This is a genomic window from Nitrospirota bacterium, from assembly GCA_016214855.1.
Lineage (GTDB): Bacteria > Nitrospirota > Thermodesulfovibrionia > Thermodesulfovibrionales > UBA6898 > UBA6898.
The window spans coordinates 643,316-666,110 of sequence record JACRMT010000004.1 but is presented as its reverse complement, the minus strand read 5'-3'; the positions used below and the strand labels follow the sequence as shown (position 1 = coordinate 666,110).

Here is a 22,795-nt window from a genome sequence, read left to right as displayed (position 1 = left end):
ATGAAATGTCCATTGTTATTTCCTGTAATGTCAAGCCAAAACAGAAATGTCCGGTATTCAGCGGGACATGTTGGATGACGGAAGATACCATGTGGAGAAAAGAGGAGCGATGAAATACAATGCTATTAAAGTGTTAAATGGCGGGGCGGACGGGACTCGAACCCGCGACCTCCTGCGTGACAGGCAGGCGTTCTAACCGACTGAACTACCGCCCCCGATGTGAAAAACAGTGATTAGTTCGTGGGGGAAAGGGATAGAAGCCTGTTTGCTACTCCCTAATTACTAATCACCAATTGCTGCCATAATGGTAGGCGGAACAGGGATCGAACCTGCGACATCTGCCTTGTAAGGGCAGCGCTCTCCCAGCTGAGCTATCCGCCCACGAGACATATTTTATACACCAATAGAGCCCTGCTTGTCAATCCTTTGGAGTTACAAAAAATTGTGAAGATACGGCAATTTACGATGCATGAACGCTATGGTTGGCAGGGAATGCAGGCAACACGGTAAGGCAGGAGAAACGTCACTTCTTTATGGCGACTGAGCCGTCAGATGCATTATAGATATATTTCGAGAGGTCCAGGTCAGGCGAAGAGAGCAAGGGTTTGATCTCCTCGAGGTCCTGGGGAAACTTGTCGTTCACTGCCCGATGGGCCTGGATAGCTTTCTTGACTGCATCGAGGTTCGCATCGTCCTTCAGGTTCTGGGATCGGTGGTACGCATCGATCATTCTGTCGCCATGAACTGCTACCGGGTTCTTTGGCTTCTCATCGCAGGAAGCAAGGAAAAACGAAAAAATGACAATGGGCACAGCTGCTTTTCTCATGTCCCTATCGTATCACAAATTTAGTTTATTTTTTTCTAAAATAGTATCGTTGCGCCGGTTATTCTATAACGTGTCCGGCCAACCCGTCTCTGTCTGTAACTCAGATGTTCATGTAAGTGTGATACAATGTTTTCGAACGGAAAGAGGGGGCTCTATCCTGCTCATCTCAACAGAAAGATTGCCATAAAACTCAGAGTTCAGATCAGCCCTGATTTTTCCGAAGGAGCCGGCCGATGTCAGATAAAGCGCGCATGAGAAAAAGCCTGACGCAGAAGCTGAGAGAATACCGTGAGAGTTTCGCAGGAAAGCTCTATATCTCCTTTATGGTCATTGCTATTGCCCTGTCCCTGACCTTCTTTGCGGTTGACTTTTGGCAGGAGAGCAGGGTCATGAACCAGAACGTCGAGAATAAGGGCAGGCTGCTCTCGGCGATCCTTGCATATCATGCAAGGATCGGGGTCTTTTCCGAAAATCGCGATAGGCTTAAGGCATCGGTTGAGGGTGTGATCAGGAGCAAAGATATCAGCTTTGTACGTTTTTTCGATGTTCAGGACCGGCTGATCTATGAACATGCAACCGGCGAAACAGCTCCTGAGGGGTTCGGACGGCTGCCAGGCATGAAAGAAGTAAGGATGATGAAAGGCGGGAATGAGGATATGCAGCCGGTGACGGGCAGAGAAAATATTGTTTTCACCATGCCGGTCGTCATCGAACGCCTTTCTTACGATGAAGGCCTTCTTTCCGGAGATGACGGGACGACTGCCCAGCAGCAGATTATCGGGTATGTTCAGGTTGCCATCGCAAAGGCATATCATGAAAAGAAGGTTGCAAGGATCATTCTGGCTGATATTGCGATCAGTGCTTTTTTCCTTCTGATCGGAGGGAGCATTGTTTTTTTGTTTATCAGGAAGAGTACGAGACCTCTTGCTGTGCTGACAGAGGCGGTCCGGTCTTTTGGCAAAGAGAGCATTCAGATAAATGTGCCGGTCCAGTCAGGGGATGAGGTAGGAAAGCTTTCACATGCATTCAATGAAATGTCAGAGACGCTGGTCCGGAAAGAGGGGGAACGGCAGCGGCTGGAGACCCAGTTCAGACAGGCCCAGAAGATGGAGGCGGTCGGCACGATGGCCGGAGGCATTGCCCATGATTTCAAGAACATCCTTACGGCGATCAGCGGCTTTTCGAACCTTGCCAAGATGAGTCTCGAAAAAAATGACCCGGCCCGGGAATATGTCGAACATATCCTGACCGCCTCATCTCGGGCGGCGGCCCTGGTTCAGAGCCTTCTGGCCTTCAGCAGGCAGCAGCTCATCAGTCCGAAAGCGGTCGATCTCAATACGATCCTTACCAACGTGGAAAAGATGCTCAGGCGTCTCATCAGGGAGGATATCCGTCTGGACATACAGCTCAGTAAAGAACGAAGCGTGGTTATGGCCGATGCCGGTCAGATCGATCAGGTACTGATGAACCTCTGTACCAATGCGAGGGACTCAATGCCGGATGGAGGCACGCTCTCAATTGCGATCGGGAAAACACAGCTGGATAAAGACTTCTTTCCTGCTTTTGAAGTTATGAAGCCTGGCACGTATGCCACGATCTCCGTTGCCGATACCGGGACAGGTATGGACGACGAGACCCGGAAGAAGATATTTGAGCCATTTTTCACCACAAAGGAAGTGGGCAGGGGCAGCGGCCTTGGTCTGGCAAGTGTATACGGGATCGTGAAGCAGCATGAAGGCTATATTGATGTGAGGAGCCGGCCTGGTCAGGGCACGGAATTCTTTATCTACCTGCCGCTGGTCCATGTTGATGATCAGTATGAGCCGGACAGGACAGCGACCGCATTGCAGAGAGGGTCAGAGACCATTTTAGTGGCGGAAGATGATGAAGATGTAAGGCTCTATGTCCATGATATCCTTCGTCTGTACGGCTATACGGTAGTCGAGGCGTCAGACGGCGACGAGGCTGTACAGATGTTTGCCCGACACCCGAAGATCGATCTTCTGCTCCTGGATGTTGTGATGCCGGGGAAGAACGGCAGAGAGGTTCTTGAGACCATACGCGCGCAGTCCCCGCAGATCAGGGCTCTCTTTCTCAGCGGTTATTCGGAGGATATCATCAGCAAGCGCGGGGTCCTTGATGAGGGCATCAATTTCATATCCAAGCCGGTATCCCCCGAAGAACTGCTGATCAGGGTACGGGAGGTCCTGGACAGCGGGACGCAGGGATCTAGTAAAAGAGCCTGAAGAGAAGAAAGGTGAGAAGCGTTCCGAGGAGGGCGCCGAGCATCACTTCGAGCCTGGTATGCATCTTTATCGCAATCCTTGACTGGGCGATCCAGACCGCGAGGAGAAAACAGAGGACTGAGATGTAAAGGTTATCTGTTATGTAGGTGATCGAAACCCAGACCGAGAACGCGAGCGCTGAATGTCCGCTCGGCATGCCGCCGCTGAGAGGATGCCCTTTACCGAACTGGGCCTTGGTGACGATCACTGCAATCAGGACCAGGATAAAGGCGATGAAGGATATCTCCTCTTTCGAGTGTTTTGCCACATGAAAGCCTTCGCTGAAAATGATCTTTACATAAGGGAAGAGGACAACATAGCCGAGCACGGCAGCGCCAAAGGCGGTGATGAGAACAGCGCCCGCAGAGATATCCTTTGCGACCCTTGCCTTTTCCGAATATTCCGGCGAGAGAATGTCCACTACGGCCTCTATGGCGCTGTTCATCATCTCTGCTGCGAGCACGAGGATAACCGCAAGTGCGATGATGACGAGTTCAGGCTTTGAGACGCCGACCATATAACTGAAGAAGAGCACCGCAGCAGCCGAGAAGAAATGGTAACGGAGGTGCTTCTGGGTCCTTGCGCCATAGATAACGCCTTCTATGGCGTGGTTGGCGCTCTTAATCCAGGCGCGCAACGGCATGCAGGACCTCCTTTTCCTTCTTCTCCATCTTCCCTTTCCGGTATCTGCTCTTCTCATGGTCAAAGCCCAAGAGATGCAGAAGGCCGTGGATGAGTAATCGCCGCAGCTCATCGTGAAAAGTGGTGCCATATTCCCGCGACTGCCTGAGGGTCTTTGGCACGGATATGACGATATCACCGAGAACCGAAGGCTGTACCTGACCGCTTCCGGTCTGTGGTCTGTGAGAACGATACGAGGTTCCCTCAGTCATGGGGAAGGAAAGGACGTCAGTTTCTTTCGGGATACCGCGGTACACTGTATTGAGACGCTTCATCCTTGCGCTGCCGACAAAGAGAATGCTCAGTTCTGTCTCGCCGCGGCCGAGCAGAGACAAGGCTGCTGTAAGGTCTTTCCTGACCCTACGCAAATTTAGGCTTTTCGATCTTTGCTGGTTCTTTAGGTGAATTGCCATTGCCGAAATCGAAACCGGGGTAGTCGATCCTCTTGTGCATTATGCCGGTCAGGATATAGATAAAACGCTTCTTGATCTCTGATATGTCCTTGAGCGTAAGTTCGCACTCATCGAGCTGTCCCTCAAGAAAAATATGGTTTATGATCTTCTCGACAAGGGCTGATATCCGCGCAGGGGTAGGGTCATTGAGAACCTTTGAGGCGGCTTCCACTGCATCTGCCATCATCACCAGCGCAGCAACGCGGGTCTGGGGCTTCGGTCCGGGATACATGTATTCCTCTTCCCCCGGTGAGATATCGTGGCCCATATCCCTGGCCTTCTGGTAAAAATATGTCAACACCGCTGTGCCATGGTGCTGCTTTATGATGTCGATGATCGACTGGGGTAGCTTATATTGTTTGGCCAGCTCAACCCCTTCCTTTACATGATTGATGATGATCATGCTGCTCATGTGAGGCGTGAGCTTATCGTGCTTGCTCGGCGCGCCGCTCTGGTTCTCGACAAAATATTCCGGCATCTTTGCCTTGCCGATATCGTGATAATACGAGCTTACCCGTGCAAGCAGGGGATTGACGCCGACCGTTTCAGCCGCTGATTCTACCAGACTGCCGACGATCACGCTGTGGTGATAGGTTCCCGGTGCGTTAATCATCAGCATTTTCATAAGGGGCTGATTCAGGTCAAGAAGTTCAAGAAGGCTGATATCGGTCGTGACCTTGAAGAGATACTCAAAGAGCGGAAGAATGAGCGAAACGATAGCAGAGACCGTGATGCCGGAAAAAATGGCAAAGCCCACTGCAGCGGGCGTCTTATCCGTGAACAGTTCACCCCGGGAGACAAGAAAGATCAGCACCAGACAGATATTTGCCAGTATCACATAGAGTCCGCCGCGGAGCAGGGCAGACCGCTTCTTGCAGCGGATAACGCTGAATGCAGCGGTGAGACTGCTTACAAAGGTATAGATGGGGAAAAAAGACTGCTCAAGCCAGTATCCGGTGAGAAGGCTTACCGTGAAAGAAAAGGTGATGGCCGTGTGAAAATCAAACAGGAGCGCTACGAGCATGGCCCCTGTTGCGATCGGGATGCCGTAAATGGCGATGCCCGTATCGCCTGCCTCCAGTCCCTTCATCAGGCTTATCAGAACATAGCTGAAGATCCTGCCTGCCATGAGTGTGCTGATGATCATAAGGCTCAAAAGCAGAAGCATGCTGTAGTTGTTGAGATACGCTGGTTTGTACCTCATGATGTCCCGGTACAGGACGAAGAGCAGGACAAACGAGATGAGCGTACCGCCCAGGAATTTATTCAAACTGAATTCCTGGAGCAGAAATGCAGAGGTGATGACGGCAATACCGAAAAGATACGACAGCTTGAGAAGATTTGTCCTGACGGCCGGTGTATTAAGTTTCTGTATTGATATTTCTGTTTTCATAACTTTCGTAAGCCTTTATAATAGCCTGCACCAGCTTGTGCCTCACCACATCCCGCTCCGAGAAGGAGACAAAGGTGATCCCGCCGATGCCATCGAGGATCTTCATGACCTCCACAAGACCTGATGCCCTGTTTGACGGCAGATCGATCTGTGTGACGTCACCGGTGACCACTGCCTTTGAATTAAAGCCAAGTCGGGTCAGGAACATCTTCATCTGCTCTGTCGTCGTATTTTGCGCTTCATCAAGTATAACAAAGGCATCGTTCAATGTTCTGCCCCGCATGAAGGCAAGGGGTGCGATCTCTATCACTCCGCGCTCCATAAGGCTCATTACTTTTTCAGCCTCCATCATATCATATAACGCATCATAGAGCGGCCTCAGGTAGGGGTTGACCTTTTCCTGAATATCTCCGGGCAGGAAGCCGAGCTTTTCGCCTGCTTCGATCGCAGGCCGCGCAAGAACGATCCTGCTGACCTCTTTTTTCAGAAGGGCATTAACCGCCATTGCCATGGCAAGATACGTCTTACCGGTTCCGGCGGGGCCGATGCCGAAGACGATATCGAATTCCTTTATGGAGTCGAGATAGCGCTTCTGGTTCTCTGTCTTGGGGATGATGAAACGGCGCTTTGATGAGACCGGGATATTATTGAGAAACAGCTCTTTGAGGGACATGCCGTTGCCTTCGGACAGGGCACGGACCGCGAAGCGGATATCCTCGGGTCTGAGCGAATACCCCTGCATGCTGAGCTGCCTCAGGTCATGAATGAGGCTCTCCGCAATCCTGACCTGCTGTTCAGGTCCTTTCAGGAAGATCCTGTTTCCCCGGTAACTGGCAGATATGCCGAGGGATTCTTCGATGAGCTTCAGGTTCTTTTCAAGGCTGGTGAAAAGGAACGGCAGTTCACTTTCGCTGTCAAAGGCTATTTCAACGGTCTCCGTAAGAGCTCCTTATTCTGTCTTCATGGTGACATAGGTCTGCAGGGCTTCTGTCTTCTTGAGCTTCAGTGCAAGCACTTCAGCCTCTTTCTTTTCCCTGAATTCGCCTGTTTTGACCTTGAATATCTTCTGTGCTTTCTTGTTCTTGCCGGTGGAGATAAAGGATTTGTATCCCTTCTTGTCGAATTTTGCCTTCAGCTGCTTTGCCTCGGCAATGTTCTTGAACGCCCCTATCTGAACCGTATAGATAGGGGCTATAGCTTCTGCAGAGGCGGAAGGTTCAACTTTCTGGGCGGATTTCTCAGGTGCAGATTTTGTGTTCTGAGATTCAGCGTTCTTCTGCTGAGGAGTGGCCTGACCTTTCGGCTGCCCTTTTTCCTTGACCTCAGCAGGCTTTGCCTTGGTCTCATGTGCCGCCTGCCGGACAGCAGGTTTTTCCGTTATCGGAGCCGCCTGTAAGACCGGCTCTTTGGTCAGGGGCAGAACGGCCTGCGTCTGTTCTGGCGCTGGCGCTGCTGCGGGCGACGGAGAAAGAGGCGGCATTTCCTGTTTCTGGACCTGACCTGACGTCTCAACTGCCTGCAGCGCGGGTTCTGGTCCTGCTGTCCCGCTCTTGCCGACAAAATAGCCGAGCGTGAAGCTCAAACCGGAAAAAATGATCACCAGCACGATGATGAATTCCTTGCCGAGCATGGCTCCGGAAGGCCTTTCAGAGAATTCAGCGTCGTTCATAAAAGAAGCATAGCATCACCATAGGAAAAAAATCTATATCCTCGGGAAATGGCCTCTTCATAGGCATTGAGAAGGTTTTTACGGCCTGAAAACGCAGCGGTGAGCATCAGCGGCGTAGAGCGTGGAAGATGAAAATTCGTGATCAGGGCGTCAGCTGCCCTGAACCTGAAACCTTCGTGAATAAAGATATCGGTTGAACCTTTAATGGTTCCGTTCAATGCATGGATCGTGCTCTTCCCTGACAGATATCCTTCCAGAGTGCGCGTCGTGGTGGTGCCGACGGTGACAACCCGATTGCCCCTTTGTTTCGTCTTTTCGATCTCATCGAGCAGCGAGCTGTCGATCTCAAAATGTTCCTTGTGCATGGCGTGGTCACGGATATGCTCGGCTTTTATCGGATTGAACGTGCCGATCCCGACATGGAGTGTGACCATGCGGACCGCCACGGAACGACCCCGAAGGGAATTCAGCAGTTCTTCCGTGAAATGAAGGCCTGCAGTCGGCGCTGCAATCGACCCCTCCTTTTCTGCGTAGACCGTCTGATAGCGCTCCCTGTCTGTCTCGTCAGCTTTGCGCTTGATATACGGGGGAAGCGGCATCCTGCCGTGTTCCTCTACGATCCTGTACATCTCCTGTTCGCTTGCAAAGGTTACTGTCCTGTCCTTTGCCATATGGACCGTGAAATTGTCCGCAATGGTGAGCTGTCCGCAATACCGGTCTTTTGCAAGCACATACCAGGACGCGTCTGACAGCTTTTCGACCAGAAGGAACTCGACCTTGCCACCCGTCGGTTTATACCCGGTCAAACGTGCAGGGAATACGCGCGAATTGTTCATCACGAGCATATCACCTGCCTGCAGATATGAGGGCAGGTCAGAGAAATATCGGTGTTCCATACCGCCATCCCGGCCGAGCACCAGAAGACGCGAACGGTCCCGTTTTTCAACCGGTTTTTCTGCAATAAAGCCGTCCGGGAGAAAAAAATCGAAATCAGCGGTTTTCATACAGCTGCAGAACAGTGCCCGGGTAGAAATAGGAAAGGATATCCTTGTATGCAACGCCGCTCTTGGCCATTTCAAGTGAACTCCACTGGCAGAGCCCAACGCCATGACCGAAGCCGCTGCCGTCAAAGACGATCACATTGCCGTCACGCGCGACGGTGAAATTTGTACTCGGCAGCCTGCTCCAGCCGATAGCCTTGCGAAGGTCGGTGGCCTTCATGGACTGCGCTGAGCTGTCCTTTACGATGTCAACGGTCTTCACCCTCCTTGTCGAGGTGTACGATGTTATCTTTATGTCTCTGATGCCGGGGAGCGTGAGCGCTTTCTCTATCTCTTCGACCGGTATCCGGCGCTCCCATATCCAGTACGGCGAGGTCTCGCAGCTGCCTGAAACAGGCTTAAGATAGGGAATGCTCTTGCCGAAGACCTCTTCCGGCGCTTCGGTCAGACCGCCCGAGGTGGAGTGATAGAAGGCCTCAATGATCTTGCCGTTGTACGTGAGCACCTCTCCCTCGGTATTCATCACGGCATACGATATGCGCGCATTCTCATTCGCACCCTTATAGACCTGGTGGAGGACCGATGAGGTGAGGTCAAAGTTCGGGTTGTTGTTCTGGGCCTTCTGAAACAGGGCATAGGTCCTCGATATGACTGCCTGTGTCTTCAGAGCTTCCATATCCCAGTCTGCACCGACCTCTGCACTCACGACACTCTTGATATATTCCTCAAGGGGGAGTTCGTTAATGAGATACAGGCCGACAGCGCCTTTCCATATCTCGATATTTCCCGGATAGCGTGCGCCATTGACCAGCAGATCTCCCTTGAGCTTTCCCATCCGTTCGATCTTTTCATCCCGCGAGGGGATGCTTTGAAATACGTCATCAAGAATGAGGACCTTCATGGTCGTTCCTGCTTCTGCCATGGACGCAAACAACAGGAGTACGCATACTGCTGAGAGTTTTCTGAGCATATCAATCATGGTGCCGGTTTTTTTCTCCTTTTTTTATCCTGCGTGTAACGTTCCATCTCTGAATAAATGCAGCCGCAGTATTTCTGGCGGTAGAGTTCAAGTTCGCGGGACATGTTCTGGGCTGTCTTCCATCCGGATCTGAAATCTTCAGCGAGGAATGTAACGCCATGCCGTTTTGCCGCTTTTTGGCCTTGCTCTATTATACCATCAAACTTCTGATAGGGGCTTACGAGGAGCGATGTCGTGAAGCCGTCGAAGTTCATCTTTTTTGCCGCCTGAGCTGTTCTGTCAAGCCGCATCTCGTAACAGACAGCACAGCGTTCCGGTCCTTTGCCGGAGACCGACTTCAGAAAATAATCCAGGCAATAATCATCCTCGTATTCGATATCAAGGTTCCAGAGCCTGCCAAGCTTCATGAGTGACTCGAGCCTTGCCGTATATTCCGTGTACGGGTGGATGTTGGGATTGAACCAGTAGCCTGTTATGTCCATGCCCTTCAGGAGCAGGTTCTGGAGAGGATGAATGCTGCAGTTCGAACAGCAGATATGCATGAGAAGTTTCATGGACGGCCATGACGGGTAATGCGTGATGAGTGATGAGAAACAAAAAGACGAAAAAACGGATGCATAAGATTAAAAAAGGCCGCTGGGGATGGTCTTGCCGAGATGTTCGAAGGCAGTCCGTGTTGCGAGTCTGCCGCGCGGTGTCCGTTCGAGCAGACCTTCCTGAAGCAGATACGGCTCGTACACATCCTCGATGGTTTCCCGGTCCTCCCTGAGAGATGCAGAGATCGCATCAACGCCTGCAGGGCCTCCATTGAACTTCTCGATGATCGTGAGCAGAAGTTTTCTGTCCATATCGTCCAGTCCCCTCTCATCAACCTCAAGGGAGAGCAGCGAGCTTTTTGTTATGGCGAGATCGATCGTGCCGTCTCCCAGCACCTGGGCAAAGTCCCTGATCCTTTTCAAGAGCCGGTTGGCGATGCGGGGTGTGCCGCGGGAACGGCGCGCTATTTCAAGTGCCGCGTTCTTTTCTATCGATACCTTGAGGATGTTTGCCGAGCGGGTAATGATCTTTTCGAGTTCATCATAGGAATAGAACCCAAGCCTGGTTACGATGCCGAAGCGGTCCCTGAGCGGCGAGGTGAGCAGGCCTGTCCTTGTTGTTGCGCCGATAAGCGTGAATTTGGGAAGATTCAGCTTCAGTGTCCGCGCATTCGGGCCCTGGCCGATGATGATGTCAAGCTGATAATCTTCCATTGCCGGATAGAGCACCTCTTCAACAATGCGGGGAAGCCGGTGGATCTCGTCGATGAAGAGGATATCCCGTTCAGAGAGATTGGTCAGGATCGCCGCAATATCGCCTGCACGTTCGAGCATGGGGCCTGACGTTGATTTGATGCTTACCTTCAGTTCGTTGGATATGATATGCGCGAGTGTTGTTTTTCCGAGGCCAGGCGGCCCGCAGAACAGCAGATGGTCGAGCGGTTCTTTCCTCTGGTTTGCGGCAGTGATGAATATCTTGAGATTTTCCCTGAGCTTGTCCTGGCCCACGAACTCGTCAAGGGAGCCCGGCCTGAGGTTGACGTCAAGGGCTGTCTCCTCTTCTGCGGCTCCGGGGTTGACGAGCCTGCCCGCGATCTCAGGATTGTCTATATGATGTTCATCCATGTTTTTTCTCTGACATGAGCTTCAGCACTTCCCTGATGAGTGTTTCAATATCCGTATGTCCCTGCTTATACACAGGCTCCAGGAACTCCTGTGCTATGTTCTTCTTGTACCCGAGATTGACGAGAGCGGACAGTGCATCGTCAAACACCTTGTCTTTTGAGCCCGACACGGCAGGCAATTTTTCCCTCAGTTCAAGGATGAGCCTCTGCGCGGTCTTCTTGCCCAGCCCCGGAATCCTGCAGAGCATGGCAACGTCCTCAGTCTCAAGGGCGGTCAAAAATTCCTCAAGGGAAAGGCCGGAAAGCACGCTCAGCGCCAGCTTCGGCCCTACGCCGGTGATGCCCAGGAGGGTGGTGAAGATCTTTTTCTCATCCTCGGCATGAAAACCGAACAGTTGAATGGCATCTTCGCGCACATGGGTATAAATATAAAGAAAGGCCTCCTGTCCTTCATGGGGCAGGCGGGAAAGGATGTTTAACGGAACATGCACCTGATATCCGACGCCATAAGCCTCGATAAGAAGATGGTCAGGCTTTTTTGAGATTATTTTGCCTCTGAGCGAACCGATCATAGAGAGTGATCCGTGATGAGTGATGAGTGATGAGTGCAGGACAAGAGCAATAAAATAAAGCAGTCGGGGAATATGGAGAAGATGGCCTGGTCTGATCCTTTCTGATTACTCATTACCGTTTACCCATGACTGCCTGATTGAATTTTATCGTATTTGCGTAGCAGAGGGCAAGGGCGATGGCGTCGGCACTGTCAGGGGCAAGGTCTCCCTGAAGGTTCAGAATGAGCCGGACCATTTTCTGCACCTGCTCTTTTTCGGCCTTGCCGTAACCCACAACGGATTTTTTTACCTCAAGGGCGCTGCATTCATGCAGTTCTATCTCTTCCGATGCTGCTGCGAGAAGTGCGATGCCCCGGGCATATCCGAGGCTCATTGCAGCCCTTACGCTCTTGGCAAAGAACATCTTTTCTACAACAACATGATCCGGCCGGTAGTTCCTGATAACGGCGATAAGCCCTTCGTAGATATATCTCAACCGTTCATGCAGGGGCCTGGCTGCTGAAGGCGCAATAGTGCCGGACGTAACATACACTGCCCCTTTGGGCTGGATCTCGATGACCCCATACCCGCATCGTATACTTCCGGGATCAATGCCGAGGATCTTCACCTTAGAGAGACTTTTTTCGCGGCTGGTCAAAAAGGATATCTTCGACCATAAGGCAGATGACATGGCCGAGCGTAATATGAGTTTCCTGGACCCTTGGCGTATTGTCTGAAGGCACGACAAAGGGGTAGGTCGTCTTTGCAGCGGTTTTCTCGCCTTTAAGGCCGGTAAGAAGAACGGTCTTCAGTTTCTTTCTTTTTGCAGCATCAAGCGCCTTGAGGATGTTCGGCGACTGACCGCTTGTGCTGAGAGCTATGGCGATATCTCCTTCTGCTCCGAGGGACTTGATCTGCCGGGCAAAGATCTCGGAGAAGTCGTAGTCATTGGCGATCGAAGTGATGACTGCCATATCCGTGTTCAGGGCAATGGCCGGGAGACCAGGCCGTTCTCTTTTGAACCTGTTGACGAACTCGGCAGCGATGTGCGATGCGTCGGTCGAGCTGCCGCCATTGCCGAAAATGATGATCTTGTTGCCGTCGTTGAAGGCAGCCGCTATCGCCTTTGAGACCTCGACAATGGCGTCGAGATGCCCCTGAACAAAGCGCTCCTTTACGTCGATACTGTCATTGAATTCTTTGAGAATCTTATCTTTCATGTCTGGCATATTTGCGCCCCGGAGGAAAAATTAATAGAGAAATAGACTAATGAATTCCGGTCTGCAAGTCAACTTATCGCTGCGGGATATAGAAAATGCTCTTTATCTCTGCTGCAGGCCCCTCTTTTGAGATCCCTACCGCCGTAATCCGGTAATCCTTTTTAGATGAAGGGGCCTCTGCGTCGAGGAATGCCGGAGTCTGCGTCTTGCCCAGAAGGACAAAATCATCGTTGTCAGTCTTCCGGTAAACGTTGAAGCCTGTTATCCAAAGTTCATCAAGTTCGGTCCACGAGAGAAAGACTTTGTCAGGTGCGGGAAATGCCTGAAGATTGCGGGGCATGGGCGGCACGAGGTCTCTTGCGTCGATCGTAAGCTCATCTGATGCCGGGCCCTCACCTCTGGCACTTCCCCCTGTCAGGCTTCTGACCGTATAATGAAAAACAGTATTTACTGAAAAGGCGTCTTTAACTATCGGCTCGGAAAGGGGCTCCGGATTGATCGGCTTCATGCCGAATTTCCCTTTTTCCGTGCTCCGGTATACATTGAACAGGGTGCCCCTGGCTGACGGCTCCCACACAAGAGTAACCGTATTGCCTGAAACCGAATAGGACAGTTTTGTCGGCCGCAGGGGAGCCTGGAGAGGGGAGGCAGAAACTGCAGCAGGGTCGCTGCTCTGTACGCCCCGAAGGTTCTGCGATACCACCTTATATTCATAGGTGCTTCCGGCGGAGATCTTTGTATCGATATAGCTGCGGCTTTCTTTATCAACCACGGCCAGTTTTTCGAACTCTTGTCCTGTTCTGCGCAGGACAAGGAACTGTGACAAGAGGTATTCCTTTGCCGGAGGATATGCCCATGTGATGAACAGGGAGTCCTCCCGGTGGACTATACCGAGGTTTGAAGGCGTCTCCGGTCTTTCATAGGACTTGAGCGTCGGATCGCCTTTTTTGCCGCAGCCAAAGACGGCGATTGAGAGTAAGATTGCTGTCAAAACCAGAAAAAGATCTTTTCTTTTAGGTAAGCTGACACACTTCAAAAATCTCCCCTCACCCCTCTTTGATAAAGAGGGGCATGATACCTCCCTTTGGCAAAGGGAGGATAGGAGGGATTTTTCAGTCAATGGCTTCATTTCAGTATTTTTTTATAATGTCTGATCTGTCTCTTCACTTCTGACGGTGATGTGCCGCCGAACGATGTCCGAGACCTGATCGATACAGCAGGGTCGAGAACAGGGATGATATCCCCGGATATCTTCGGAGAGAAAGCTGAGAGCTCTTTCAGCGAAAGGTCGGTCAGCTTCTTATTCTTCGTGATGCAGGAGAGCACGATCCTGCCGGTGATCTCATGCGCCTCCCTGAACGGAACGCCTTTTCTGACCAGATACTCTGCGATGTCCGTGGCTGTGGAATATCCCTCTCCGGCTGTCTCTGCAAGTCGCGCGGTGTTGAACTTCACTTCTTTCATCATCTCGTCAAGCACCGCGAGGCAGGCATGAAGCGTCTCGACCGAGTCGAAGACAGGCAGCTTGTCTTCCTGCATGTCCCGGTTGTATGCAAGGGGAAGGCCTTTCATCAGGGTCAAAAGCGTTATAAGATTGCCATAGACACGGCCGGTCTTGCCGCGCATCAATTCTGCAACATCAGGGTTCTTCTTCTGCGGCATGATGCTCGAACCGGTTGTGAACCGGTCGGATATTTCGATGAAGCGGAACTCCTCTGTTGACCAGAGGATCAATTCTTCGGCAAGCCGGGAAAGGTGCATCATGGCGATCGCAGCGCAGGAAAGGAATTCGAGTGCAAAGTCCCTGTCAGAGACGCTGTCGATACTGTTGCCCGAAACTTCCCTGAAGCCCAGCAATTTCGCCGTGTACGCCCTGTCCGTGGGCAGTGACGTGCCTGACAGAGCGCAGGCCCCGAGCGGGCAGACGTCAGCGCGTTTCAGACAGTCCTGAAAACGGTCCCTGTCCCTCTGGAACATCTCAACATAAGCCAGCAGATGATGGCCGAGGAGGACCGGCTGTGCCCTCTGGAGATGGGTATATCCCGGCATGACCGTATTCTGATGCTTCTCTGCCAATGTGACAAATGTCTTTTGCAGTCGCCGCAGCAACAGGATGATCTTCTGTATTTCATCTTTCAGATAGAGCCGCAGGTCAACAGCCACCTGATCGTTCCTGGAGCGTGCGGTATGGAGCCGCTTGCCCGCGTCCCCGACCTTTTCTGTCAGGGCTGATTCGATATTCATATGGATATCTTCAAGTTGAGAGGAGAATGGGAATGAGCCTTTCCCGATCTTTGCTGCGATCTGTTCAAGCCCTGCCACGATGGCATCTGCCTCTTTTTTTGTTATGATGCGCTGCCGGGCCAGCATCCTGGCATGGGCAATACTGCCGGTGATGTCATGCTTCCAGAGCTTTTTATCAAAGGAGATCGACTCGGTAAAGGACTCTACCGTTCCCGATGTCTGCTGCGTGAACCTGCCTGCCCAGAGTTTCTTCATTCGGATTAAATACCTATGCAAAGTGATGCCGATTTAGAATAGAATAATTATTATGCAAAATACCTTTATAAAGCAACTTCAAACTGCGGTGGAATCGGTCATCCGCGGGAAGTCGGAGGCCGTGGCAATGGCGATCGTCACGCTGCTTGGCCGTGGCAACCTGCTGATAGAGGATGTCCCTGGAGTCGGCAAGACGACCCTTGCCTATGCCCTTGCAAAGGCCACCGACTGCGCGTTTCAAAGGATCCAGTTCACCAGCGATATGATGCCCTCTGATATTATCGGCGTGAGCATCTTCAACCCTGAGAGCAGGGAGTTCGAGTTCAAGCCAGGCCCTGTGTTTGCGAATATCGTGCTTGCTGACGAGATTAACAGGACAAGTCCGAGGACCCAGTCAGCACTGCTTGAGGCAATGAACGAGCGGAAGATCACCATGGACCGCCGCACGCTTGTGCTTCCCGATCCCTTCATGGTGATCGCAACACAGAACCCTGTCGAATACCACGGGACCTTTCCTCTGCCTGAAAGTCAGCTCGACCGTTTCATGATGCAGATCAGGCTTGGGTACCCGGACCCTGAACACGAGAAGCGTGCTGTTGCCGGGTTGTCCGGCTTTGCCCTGATCGAAAAGCTTGCCCCTGTTGTAACAAAGGCGGATATCCTGAAGATGCAGGAAGCCGCGGATGCGGTTGCGGTTGAGGATACGGTCATGGACTATCTGATGAAGATCATTATTGCTACAAGAAGTGATGACAGGATCAGGCTCGGTTCAAGCACGCGCGGCGCCCAGTTCCTGCTCAGGGCAGCAAAGGCTCATGCATATTACACCGGCAGGGACTTTATCGTGCCTGATGATATAAAGCGCCTGGCACCCTCTGTTCTCGGCCACAGGCTGATCCTGAAGACCCGAAGAGGTATCTTTGACGCAGAGGATGTGGTGAGGGATATGGTCGAGAGCATTCCCGTGCCGGTCTGAGGGAAGAATGTTTTGATAGAGGGTAAAACGAAGCTTCATTTATTTATAAAATCCCTCCGACCCTCCCTTTGCTAAAGGGAGGAATTAGTAACCCCTCTTTGGCAAAGAGGGGCGAGGGGAGATTTATACAGGGTAAAGCCTGTTGCGAAACGGTTAATAAACAACTGACTATCATCGGATTGAGAATTTTTCCATGAAACTCACGCGCGAGGGCAAACGCTTCCTGCTTGCTGCAGTTCTGATCGCCGTCGCTGCGATCAATACCGGTAATAATCTTATCTATCTTATCCTCTCGCTCATGCTCTCGTTTATTGCACTCTCCTATCTGATCCTCAGGCTGAACCTTGCGAAGCTCGTTCTCGAAGTATCGATCGAAGGGCCGGTGTTTGCGGAGGAGCAGGTGCGTATTGAACTGCGCATGCATAATAACAAGAAGGTCCCTGTGTACTCGGTGATCATCACTGCTGAGGATGCAGTTGCACCGGTATACTGTGCACAGATCTCCGGGCACGGCGTTTTCAGGGAGAAGATGGTATTGGTTTTCAGGAAGAGGGGACTGTATGGGCACAGGGATTTTCTTGTCCAAAGCGGCTTTCCCTTTATCCTGTTCCGCAAGAGCATGTCAGTTAACGTCTCAGGCCAGGTCCTTGTATATCCGAAGTTGCGTGATGTCAGGGAAATGCAAGAGGTTACTGCGGGGCGACAGGAAGAGGGTGTGGTGGCTGTCAGGGGCAGAGGGGACGAGGTCCATTCCCTTCGTGCGTATCAGCATGGCGATGACTGGCGGAGGATCCACTGGAAGGCATCAGCAAAGCTGGAGGGGTTTCTCATTCGGGAGTATGCCGAATATGCATCTCAAAAAATAACGATCCTGCTCGATAATCTCCTACCGCATGATGATATGCATTTCGAAACTGCGGTCTCGATCGCAGCCTCCCTGGCAAAACAGTATGTCGAAGCGGGATATCCTGTGCGGTTTATCGCAGCCGGAAAGAGCATGCCTTTCGGAAGCGGAGAGGAACATCTCCGCTCGATCCTCGATATCCTTGCAGTGATCAACCAGGAGGAAGAGGACGCAGACCTCTCCGGCATCGGGCAAGACGGTTTCTCAATTGCGATCCTGAAATCAGCACAGTCAGGCCTGAGGGCAGTTGCTGCTTCAGCAGATTTGGTGATCCATGCCGATACTCTATAAGAGCATAACCGCTGTCCTGGCGCTCACCGGCTGCATCAGCCTGCTGATCACCGGTGAGATGAACCTGCTCGTATGCACGGGCGGTCTCTCAATATTCGGCGGCTATTATCGATTTTTCAGGGATCGGCCCCAGGCATCGAAGCGGGTGGCAGCCATTCTGGCCCAGGCCGCCCTGTTCGTTTTCATCGCTGATGCATCGGTCATAACGGGTGATGTATTTCTTGCTGTTGCACATATGACCATAACCTTCCAGGGCATCAAGAGCTTTGATCTCAAGGAGCCATGGGACCATCTGCAGGTCTATTTTATGTCCCTGCTTCAATTGATCATTGCATCGGAACTGACCCGTGCGCTCACCTTTGGCGTTATCTTTGTGATCTTTATGGTCCTGCTGGTAACGGCCATGGTTCTTTCCCATTTTCTGAAAGAAGGCACGCTCGGCAGGGTGCGCATACGACGGCCGGTCACGGCTATCGTCATGCTCACGGTGCTCTGCACAGCGATCTTCTTCATGGCTCTTCCCCGGACGCCGCAGCGCTTTATCGGAAAAAGCCATATTCGCGGGATAAAGACCGTCGGATTTTCTGATAAGGTTGATTTTGGTTCTTTTGGCGATATCAAGCTCGACCAGACCGTGGTTATGAGGATAGAGATGGATCAGGAGGTCAGTTCTCCGCACTACTGGCGAGGTATTGCCATGGATTCGTTTGACGGCGTATCCTGGAGAAATACGGCAAGAGAAAAAAGCAGACTGCTGAAGACGGGCGATGAATTTGTTATCGCTCCCTATGACCGGACACGGGTTGTTGAGCAGCGGATTTATCTTGAGCCGATCGATTCTGACGTTATCTTTGGCCTTGCGAAAATGACTGCAGTGAATGTGGACACATTCTCTCTTCTGGTCGACGATGCATCGGGTATAACCATGCCGGGCAAACTGTCGCGCCGTATCAAATATACGGTGCGCAGCGACATGGCGGGTATCCTGACGGGCAGATCGGAAAAGCGGTACCTACAAGTGCCGCGCGGCGTCGAAAATATTATCGGTCTTGCAAAGAGCGTGACTGGCGGCAGTTCATCAGATCTGCAGAGGGCTTTTGCGATTGAAGCATATCTGAAAAGGAACTTTGCCTATTCACTTGCAACTGTGCCTCCTCCTGTTGGCATGAGCGTTCTTGAGAACTTTCTTTTCAGGACCAAGACGGGGTTCTGCGAACATTACGCATCCTCCATGGTCATCATGCTCAGGGGTCTCGGTATTCCCAGCCGGGTTGTGAACGGATTCTACGGAGGCGAGCGGAATGAATATGGCAACTATCTTATTGTGAGGCAGAGCGACGCGCATGCCTGGGTCGAGGCGCTCATCGGCAATGAATGGAAACGCTTTGACCCGACGCCTGCGGTCGCTGCGCAGAAGCCTCCTGCATTGTCGCATTTTCTTGATTCACTGAGGCTCCAGTGGACCCGGTATGTTGTGGGTTTCAGCTCTGAGGATCAGAAGGAGATCGTGAGGACACTTGCCTCTCCCTTTACGCTGAAAGGCCTGCCTAAGCTTCGCTTCTCAAGTTTTAGAACGGTTTTATTCTGGTCCCTTGCACTTGGCTTTGTCAGCCTTCTTCTCTATGCAGTAATGAAGAAGCTCAGATTCAGGAGATACAGCTTTGTCACCAGGACCTATCTTGAGTTTCGCGCCCTACTGAGGAAGAAGGGTCTTAAAGTGACCGATGCGATGACCGCAGGCGATTTGCTTAGGGTCTCGCGGAAAGGCGGGTTTGGTATCGAGGCTGAGGAATTTCTGAATCTGTACGAGTCCCACCGCTTTGGCAGTCGCGAGATGACCGATCATGTCAGGCAGAGGTACAAAGCCCTTTTGAAAAAGCTCGGAACAGGAAAAAGAGCTGAAGATATTTGAAGAGGGAAATTATGGACGCTTCAGGACATCATCATGAGGTCCGATTCTCCTGAAAAGGTAATGGTCTGTATGGATTTCAAAGGTAAAACGATAGAACATATTGATGCTGGCCTCCCAGCGGTTCTCGTATCCCTGCATTTTTTGACCCTGAGAGAAGGGTGTTTTATGTTCTGCAGGAAAAGCCTTAACTTATTTTTAAAAACCTTCTGGATATGAGCAGGCAGTTGTTGAAAGTCCTGTTTAAAAGAATCGGCGTAATCAAGCCTCATGCCTTGAGATCAGCGAGCAGATCGTCAACAGAGGAAAAAGATTTCACCCTTCCAGCCGCTATATCGGCATCAGCCTCTTCCTCTGCCTTCTGCCAGTCAAAAGACGCAAAATATGGCGGCAGTGACAAGGCATATTTGATGAGCTCAAAAGCAGCAGCCTTGTCGTCTTTTATATGCGAACGCTTTTTGAAGTCAGCGATTTCTCTGAAAAGTTCATTTGGAATATCCAGTGTTATCTTATGGCCTGTTTTCATTTTTAACCTCCTGCACTTGTTAAAGATTATCACAAAAATAGACGGTTCCGCAACGGAGCTTTATGCCTGACGATGAGGCGATCTTAGGGGCTCGCGCAAGAGAAGCGCTATGGGGTCAGACTTGCTTATTGAGATTCTCGAAGAGCACTGGATTCTCTACGCAGCTTCCGTAGGAAAGACGCCAGAGAGACGATAATTCGCCTTCCCCCCTTAGAAAGTCTGGCAGAAGGGTCTTCATTTTACGCGTGAAAGGCGGCTGCTTTTCCTGAGGCTCCGGACAAAGGCATTTGTCCCCTTCCTGATCTCGGGGATGCTCTTTGTTCTTCCATGCACCAAAACTCTCGTTGAGCGCCTTTTCGAGCCTGATACGCTTCAGCTTCTTCACGGTCCTTGCTTTCCCTCACCCCCCCGCATCCTCTGCTGCTATATAAGGGTTTATGGTATTATGATTTAAGAATGGATTATTCGGCAATAGAACAGCTCATTAGATCAAATCTGGCAAGCGGACAGTATCAATCCAGAGTCCATGCCTTGCAGAGGATTAACGAAAGAGGGATATTGCCGCATGAAGTCAAGGAAGCATTATTGACATGCAAGGTGATCGAGGATTACCCTCACGACAAGCGTGGTCACAGCTGTCTTGTTTGGGGAAAGACATCCCAGGGAAGAGATCTCCACGCAGTTTGCGGATTTTCTGAGGATGTCCTATGGATTATCACAATATATGAGCCGGACCCTATAGAATGGGAAACGCCTGAAAAAAGGAGGTTTGCAAAATGAAATGTTTTGAGTGCGGCGGCGAGATTAACGAAAAGCAGATTTCGGTTGTTTTTTACAAAAAAGACAAGACTCCTGTTTTTTTTGAAGATGTGCCCGTCGGGGAGTGTGTACAGTGCGGAGAAAAGTATATGTCAGGCGCTGTTTCTGAAAAAATATCCGAAGTGCTGAAGAGCGAGCAGATTAAAACCGAGAAACATCTCAACGTCCCCGTCGTAAGCCTTGCTGCTTAGAGAGGATGAAGGGCTATGACAGTGCCGGTATCGACAAACACCTTCACTTGTCCTTCCTGTTAAGATAGCGGTCGTGCTTTGATGAGCCGTCCCGGATAGAAGACTTGGCAACACCTACCACCCGGTCAAAGGAATCTTTTCCTTTTTCTTCCCTTGCCCTCATGCCCCTGACAAGAAACCAGACGATCGAGCCTAACATGATGAACCAGCCGAGGGACTTAACAATCGCCGCAACGTAGTGGTCGTATCTGAGCAATTTCATTGATCCCAGGATAATGTTCCAGTCATGCTCACCGCCGCCGACAAGGGGGAGCTCAAGGGCGCGTGCGTCATTGATATACACGCCAATATTGAGCAGGTTCTCGCCAAACCAGAAGGCAGAGAAAAAGACGCCTGCAGTTTCCCGCTTGATGAAGAAATAGGCAAGGATGCTGAAGGGAATGATGAGCTGCATGAGTGTGCCGCCCCAGAGGCCGACCGTCTCGCCGAAGATCGAAAAGAAGATATGACCGAACTCATGGAAAGGCAGGTTCACATTGTCGGGAAAAAGAAATTCACCGGATTGGATCAGCGCATAAATGCAGAAGCAGATGGCAGCAAGCGCACTGCCTAATAATGCCAATCCGGGAACTGACTTCCAATAAGGGTTGTTGGCATCGAGGAAGAGCCTCTTCACCGCTTGAGCTTTGCCTTGTTAATCAGAGATGTCTTTTCGGTTGGTGTAAGCCGGTCAGCTTTGTTCCAGTCCTGGATCTGTTTGTCGGTGTATATCTCTATCTCGAAGACCGCGGCAGGCTTCAGAACGAGTTCGTTTCCTCTGTCTTCGATGATGACGGTGCCGCCCTGCATGATGCCCGCTCTTTTACGGATGGCTGCAGGCAGTGTTATCTGACCCCGACTGCTTACGACGAGTGTTTTTTTCATAGTGACCATGGTTGTGAGCGAAAAGTCACTCCTTCTCCATAATAACGATCAACTGCTGGTCGCCAATGGAAAAGGCCTCCTGGACCGTGCCCTTGGCAGTGATCTTTGAGCCTTTCTTTGGCAGCGGCTTGTGTGTGACAACGATGATCTCGCCTGTGCTGTCTTTTACGACAAAATACTTGATCACAAAGAGACTGAAGAGTTCGGTCACTTCTCCTGATACGGTTACCGGTTTCCCGCTGTAATCGCGCGGATTATCGATGATCTTTTTTATCGGCGTTGCCATCAGGCTGCTGCAGCCGACTAACAGAAAAATAATCAGACAGGCTGCAACGAATGTTTTCTGCAAAGAGTTGTTCATGATTACCTCAATTTTCACTAGATTCTTTTTCCCAACCATATTTGCCGATGAGAGGGACAAAGACGCAGGGTGTGTGGTATTCCTCTTTAAGTCCATGCGGGGTTTTCGTGATCTTCAGGAGCTGCTGTGAATATCTGCTTCCGACTGGAATAACCAGAATGCCGTTCATGCCAAGCTGCTCCAGAAAAGGGTCCGGGATCTGCGGTGAGGCTGCAGTGATGATGATCCTGTCGAATGGAGCTGCTTCTGGCCAGCCGAGTGTTCCGTCGCCTGTCCTTACATGGATGTTGTCATAGCCTAATGTGCGGTATTCTGTTGCTGCCCTGTCAGCGAGAGCTCCTATGCGCTCGATCGTATAGACCTCTTTTGCGAGTTCTGCAAGCATTGCCCCCTGATATCCTGATCCTGTTCCAATCTCAAGCACTTTCTCGGTTCCCTTGAGCGCAAGGAGTTCTGTCATGACGGCGACCATGTACGGCTGGGAGATGGTCTGTCCTTCTCCAATCGGCAGTGCCATGTCGTCATATGCTGCGGCGAGGTTATGCCCTCCTGCGAAGATATGCCTCGGCACCTGTCTCATCGCTTCCAACACACGGGGGTCTTTGATCCCGCGCGGGATAAGCTGATTTTCGATCATCAGGTCTCTTAATCGCTGATAGTCCATGTCTGCTATATCTC

Annotated in this window: 27 protein-coding genes and 2 tRNA genes; 6 read left to right on the top strand and 23 right to left on the bottom strand. The window is 51.3% G+C overall.

Features of this window, described 5'->3' with window-relative positions:
• Positions 1 to 138: 138 nt before the first annotated feature.
• The 3 genes from HZB62_05355 to HZB62_05345 form a co-directional block, all read right to left on the bottom strand.
• A tRNA-Asp gene (locus HZB62_05355) sits at positions 139 to 215 on the bottom strand.
• A 90-nt stretch (positions 216 to 305) separates the two neighbouring features.
• Positions 306 to 381 (bottom strand) — tRNA-Val (locus tag HZB62_05350).
• Positions 382 to 523: 142 nt separating this feature from the next.
• A complete protein-coding gene (locus HZB62_05345) occupies positions 524 to 826 on the bottom strand; it encodes a hypothetical protein (GenBank protein MBI5074578.1) in 303 nt (100 codons plus the stop codon).
• Between the two features lie 233 nt (positions 827 to 1,059).
• Between HZB62_05345 and HZB62_05340 the strand changes: the two genes are divergently transcribed.
• Complete coding sequence (locus HZB62_05340; protein ID MBI5074577.1) at positions 1,060 to 3,072, top strand: response regulator; 2,013 nt, start codon at positions 1,060 to 1,062, stop codon at positions 3,070 to 3,072.
• Here HZB62_05340 and HZB62_05335 read toward each other — a convergent pair.
• The 14 genes from HZB62_05335 to argH all read right to left on the bottom strand — a co-directional run bounded on the left by HZB62_05335 (position 3,056) and on the right by argH (position 15,222).
• Positions 3,056 to 3,754: a diacylglycerol kinase gene (locus tag HZB62_05335; GenBank protein MBI5074576.1), complete on the bottom strand. Its 699-nt coding sequence runs from the start codon at positions 3,752 to 3,754 to the stop codon at positions 3,056 to 3,058. The two genes, HZB62_05340 and HZB62_05335, sit on opposite strands and share 17 nt — an antisense overlap.
• Positions 3,732 to 4,160, bottom strand: coding sequence for an rRNA maturation RNase YbeY (gene ybeY / locus HZB62_05330; GenBank protein ID MBI5074575.1), 429 nt, complete (start codon positions 4,158 to 4,160; stop codon positions 3,732 to 3,734). Before ybeY ends, HZB62_05335 begins: the two co-directional genes overlap by 23 nt.
• Positions 4,153 to 5,637, bottom strand: coding sequence for an HDIG domain-containing protein (locus HZB62_05325; GenBank protein ID MBI5074574.1), 1,485 nt, complete (start codon positions 5,635 to 5,637; stop codon positions 4,153 to 4,155). The genes ybeY and HZB62_05325 overlap by 8 nt, the downstream gene beginning before the upstream one ends.
• Positions 5,606 to 6,562 (bottom strand): PhoH family protein, encoded by a 957-nt coding sequence (locus tag HZB62_05320; protein ID MBI5074573.1) that lies wholly within the window; start codon positions 6,560 to 6,562, stop codon positions 5,606 to 5,608. Before HZB62_05320 ends, HZB62_05325 begins: the two co-directional genes overlap by 32 nt.
• A gap of 24 nt (positions 6,563 to 6,586) precedes the next feature.
• Positions 6,587 to 7,306: an SPOR domain-containing protein gene (locus HZB62_05315; GenBank protein ID MBI5074572.1), complete on the bottom strand. Its 720-nt coding sequence runs from the start codon at positions 7,304 to 7,306 to the stop codon at positions 6,587 to 6,589.
• On the bottom strand, positions 7,303 to 8,310 hold the full coding sequence (queA, locus tag HZB62_05310; protein ID MBI5074571.1) for a tRNA preQ1(34) S-adenosylmethionine ribosyltransferase-isomerase QueA: 1,008 nt from the start codon (positions 8,308 to 8,310) through the stop codon (positions 7,303 to 7,305). The genes HZB62_05315 and queA overlap by 4 nt, the downstream gene beginning before the upstream one ends.
• Positions 8,297 to 9,286 carry a SpoIID/LytB domain-containing protein gene (locus HZB62_05305; GenBank protein MBI5074570.1) on the bottom strand — a complete coding sequence of 330 codons (990 nt, stop codon included), beginning with the start codon at positions 9,284 to 9,286 and terminating at the stop codon, positions 8,297 to 8,299. Before HZB62_05305 ends, queA begins: the two co-directional genes overlap by 14 nt.
• Positions 9,283 to 9,840 carry an epoxyqueuosine reductase QueH gene (locus tag HZB62_05300; GenBank protein MBI5074569.1) on the bottom strand — a complete coding sequence of 186 codons (558 nt, stop codon included), beginning with the start codon at positions 9,838 to 9,840 and terminating at the stop codon, positions 9,283 to 9,285. The genes HZB62_05305 and HZB62_05300 overlap by 4 nt, the downstream gene beginning before the upstream one ends.
• 69 nt (positions 9,841 to 9,909) lie before the next feature.
• A complete protein-coding gene (gene ruvB, locus HZB62_05295; protein MBI5074568.1) occupies positions 9,910 to 10,947 on the bottom strand; it encodes a Holliday junction branch migration DNA helicase RuvB in 1,038 nt (345 codons plus the stop codon).
• Positions 10,940 to 11,518, bottom strand: a complete 579-nt coding sequence (gene ruvA / locus HZB62_05290; protein MBI5074567.1) for a Holliday junction branch migration protein RuvA — start codon at positions 11,516 to 11,518, stop codon at positions 10,940 to 10,942. Before ruvA ends, ruvB begins: the two co-directional genes overlap by 8 nt.
• 112 nt (positions 11,519 to 11,630) lie before the next feature.
• Positions 11,631 to 12,155 carry a crossover junction endodeoxyribonuclease RuvC gene (gene ruvC / locus HZB62_05285; protein MBI5074566.1) on the bottom strand — a complete coding sequence of 175 codons (525 nt, stop codon included), beginning with the start codon at positions 12,153 to 12,155 and terminating at the stop codon, positions 11,631 to 11,633.
• Positions 12,127 to 12,717, bottom strand: a complete 591-nt coding sequence (locus HZB62_05280; protein ID MBI5074565.1) for a D-sedoheptulose 7-phosphate isomerase — start codon at positions 12,715 to 12,717, stop codon at positions 12,127 to 12,129. The genes ruvC and HZB62_05280 overlap by 29 nt, the downstream gene beginning before the upstream one ends.
• A gap of 73 nt (positions 12,718 to 12,790) precedes the next feature.
• Positions 12,791 to 13,708: a hypothetical protein gene (locus HZB62_05275; protein ID MBI5074564.1), complete on the bottom strand. Its 918-nt coding sequence runs from the start codon at positions 13,706 to 13,708 to the stop codon at positions 12,791 to 12,793.
• A 134-nt stretch (positions 13,709 to 13,842) separates the two neighbouring features.
• Positions 13,843 to 15,222, bottom strand: coding sequence for an argininosuccinate lyase (gene argH, locus HZB62_05270; protein ID MBI5074563.1), 1,380 nt, complete (start codon positions 15,220 to 15,222; stop codon positions 13,843 to 13,845).
• A 46-nt stretch (positions 15,223 to 15,268) separates the two neighbouring features.
• On the opposite strand from argH, the gene HZB62_05265 reads away from it, so the two are divergent.
• The 3 genes from HZB62_05265 to HZB62_05255 all read left to right on the top strand — a co-directional run bounded on the left by HZB62_05265 (position 15,269) and on the right by HZB62_05255 (position 19,299).
• Positions 15,269 to 16,192, top strand: a complete 924-nt coding sequence (locus HZB62_05265; protein MBI5074562.1) for a MoxR family ATPase — start codon at positions 15,269 to 15,271, stop codon at positions 16,190 to 16,192.
• Between the two features lie 193 nt (positions 16,193 to 16,385).
• Positions 16,386 to 17,387, top strand: a complete 1,002-nt coding sequence (locus tag HZB62_05260) for a DUF58 domain-containing protein (protein ID MBI5074561.1) — start codon at positions 16,386 to 16,388, stop codon at positions 17,385 to 17,387.
• Positions 17,371 to 19,299 (top strand): DUF3488 domain-containing protein, encoded by a 1,929-nt coding sequence (locus HZB62_05255; protein ID MBI5074560.1) that lies wholly within the window; start codon positions 17,371 to 17,373, stop codon positions 19,297 to 19,299. Before HZB62_05260 ends, HZB62_05255 begins: the two co-directional genes overlap by 17 nt.
• Before the next feature lie 265 nt (positions 19,300 to 19,564).
• On the opposite strand, the gene HZB62_05250 is transcribed toward HZB62_05255, so the two are convergent.
• Both HZB62_05250 and HZB62_05245 read right to left on the bottom strand, forming a co-directional pair.
• Positions 19,565 to 19,822 carry a hypothetical protein gene (locus tag HZB62_05250; GenBank protein MBI5074559.1) on the bottom strand — a complete coding sequence of 86 codons (258 nt, stop codon included), beginning with the start codon at positions 19,820 to 19,822 and terminating at the stop codon, positions 19,565 to 19,567.
• A 115-nt stretch (positions 19,823 to 19,937) separates the two neighbouring features.
• Complete coding sequence (locus tag HZB62_05245) at positions 19,938 to 20,207, bottom strand: hypothetical protein (protein ID MBI5074558.1); 270 nt, start codon at positions 20,205 to 20,207, stop codon at positions 19,938 to 19,940.
• A 71-nt stretch (positions 20,208 to 20,278) separates the two neighbouring features.
• Here HZB62_05245 and HZB62_05240 point away from each other — a divergent pair, with 71 nt between their 5' ends.
• Together HZB62_05240 and HZB62_05235 are read left to right on the top strand one after the other, a co-directional pair.
• On the top strand, positions 20,279 to 20,602 hold the full coding sequence (locus HZB62_05240; GenBank protein ID MBI5074557.1) for a DUF4258 domain-containing protein: 324 nt from the start codon (positions 20,279 to 20,281) through the stop codon (positions 20,600 to 20,602).
• On the top strand, positions 20,599 to 20,832 hold the full coding sequence (locus HZB62_05235; protein ID MBI5074556.1) for a YgiT-type zinc finger protein: 234 nt from the start codon (positions 20,599 to 20,601) through the stop codon (positions 20,830 to 20,832). The genes HZB62_05240 and HZB62_05235 overlap by 4 nt, the downstream gene beginning before the upstream one ends.
• A gap of 43 nt (positions 20,833 to 20,875) precedes the next feature.
• Here HZB62_05235 and HZB62_05230 read toward each other — a convergent pair whose 3' ends face one another.
• The 4 genes from HZB62_05230 to HZB62_05215 are packed head-to-tail and all read right to left on the bottom strand — an operon-like array spanning position 20,876 to position 22,781.
• The gene (locus HZB62_05230; GenBank protein ID MBI5074555.1) at positions 20,876 to 21,508 is read right to left on the bottom strand and encodes a hypothetical protein; all 633 of its coding nucleotides are present in this window, start codon (positions 21,506 to 21,508) and stop codon (positions 20,876 to 20,878) included.
• Positions 21,505 to 21,756, bottom strand: a complete 252-nt coding sequence (locus tag HZB62_05225; GenBank protein ID MBI5074554.1) for an AbrB/MazE/SpoVT family DNA-binding domain-containing protein — start codon at positions 21,754 to 21,756, stop codon at positions 21,505 to 21,507. The genes HZB62_05230 and HZB62_05225 overlap by 4 nt, the downstream gene beginning before the upstream one ends.
• A gap of 25 nt (positions 21,757 to 21,781) precedes the next feature.
• Positions 21,782 to 22,117 carry a hypothetical protein gene (locus HZB62_05220; GenBank protein ID MBI5074553.1) on the bottom strand — a complete coding sequence of 112 codons (336 nt, stop codon included), beginning with the start codon at positions 22,115 to 22,117 and terminating at the stop codon, positions 21,782 to 21,784.
• Positions 22,118 to 22,124: 7 nt separating this feature from the next.
• Positions 22,125 to 22,781 carry a protein-L-isoaspartate(D-aspartate) O-methyltransferase gene (locus HZB62_05215; protein ID MBI5074552.1) on the bottom strand — a complete coding sequence of 219 codons (657 nt, stop codon included), beginning with the start codon at positions 22,779 to 22,781 and terminating at the stop codon, positions 22,125 to 22,127.
• Positions 22,782 to 22,795: the final 14 nt, after the last annotated feature.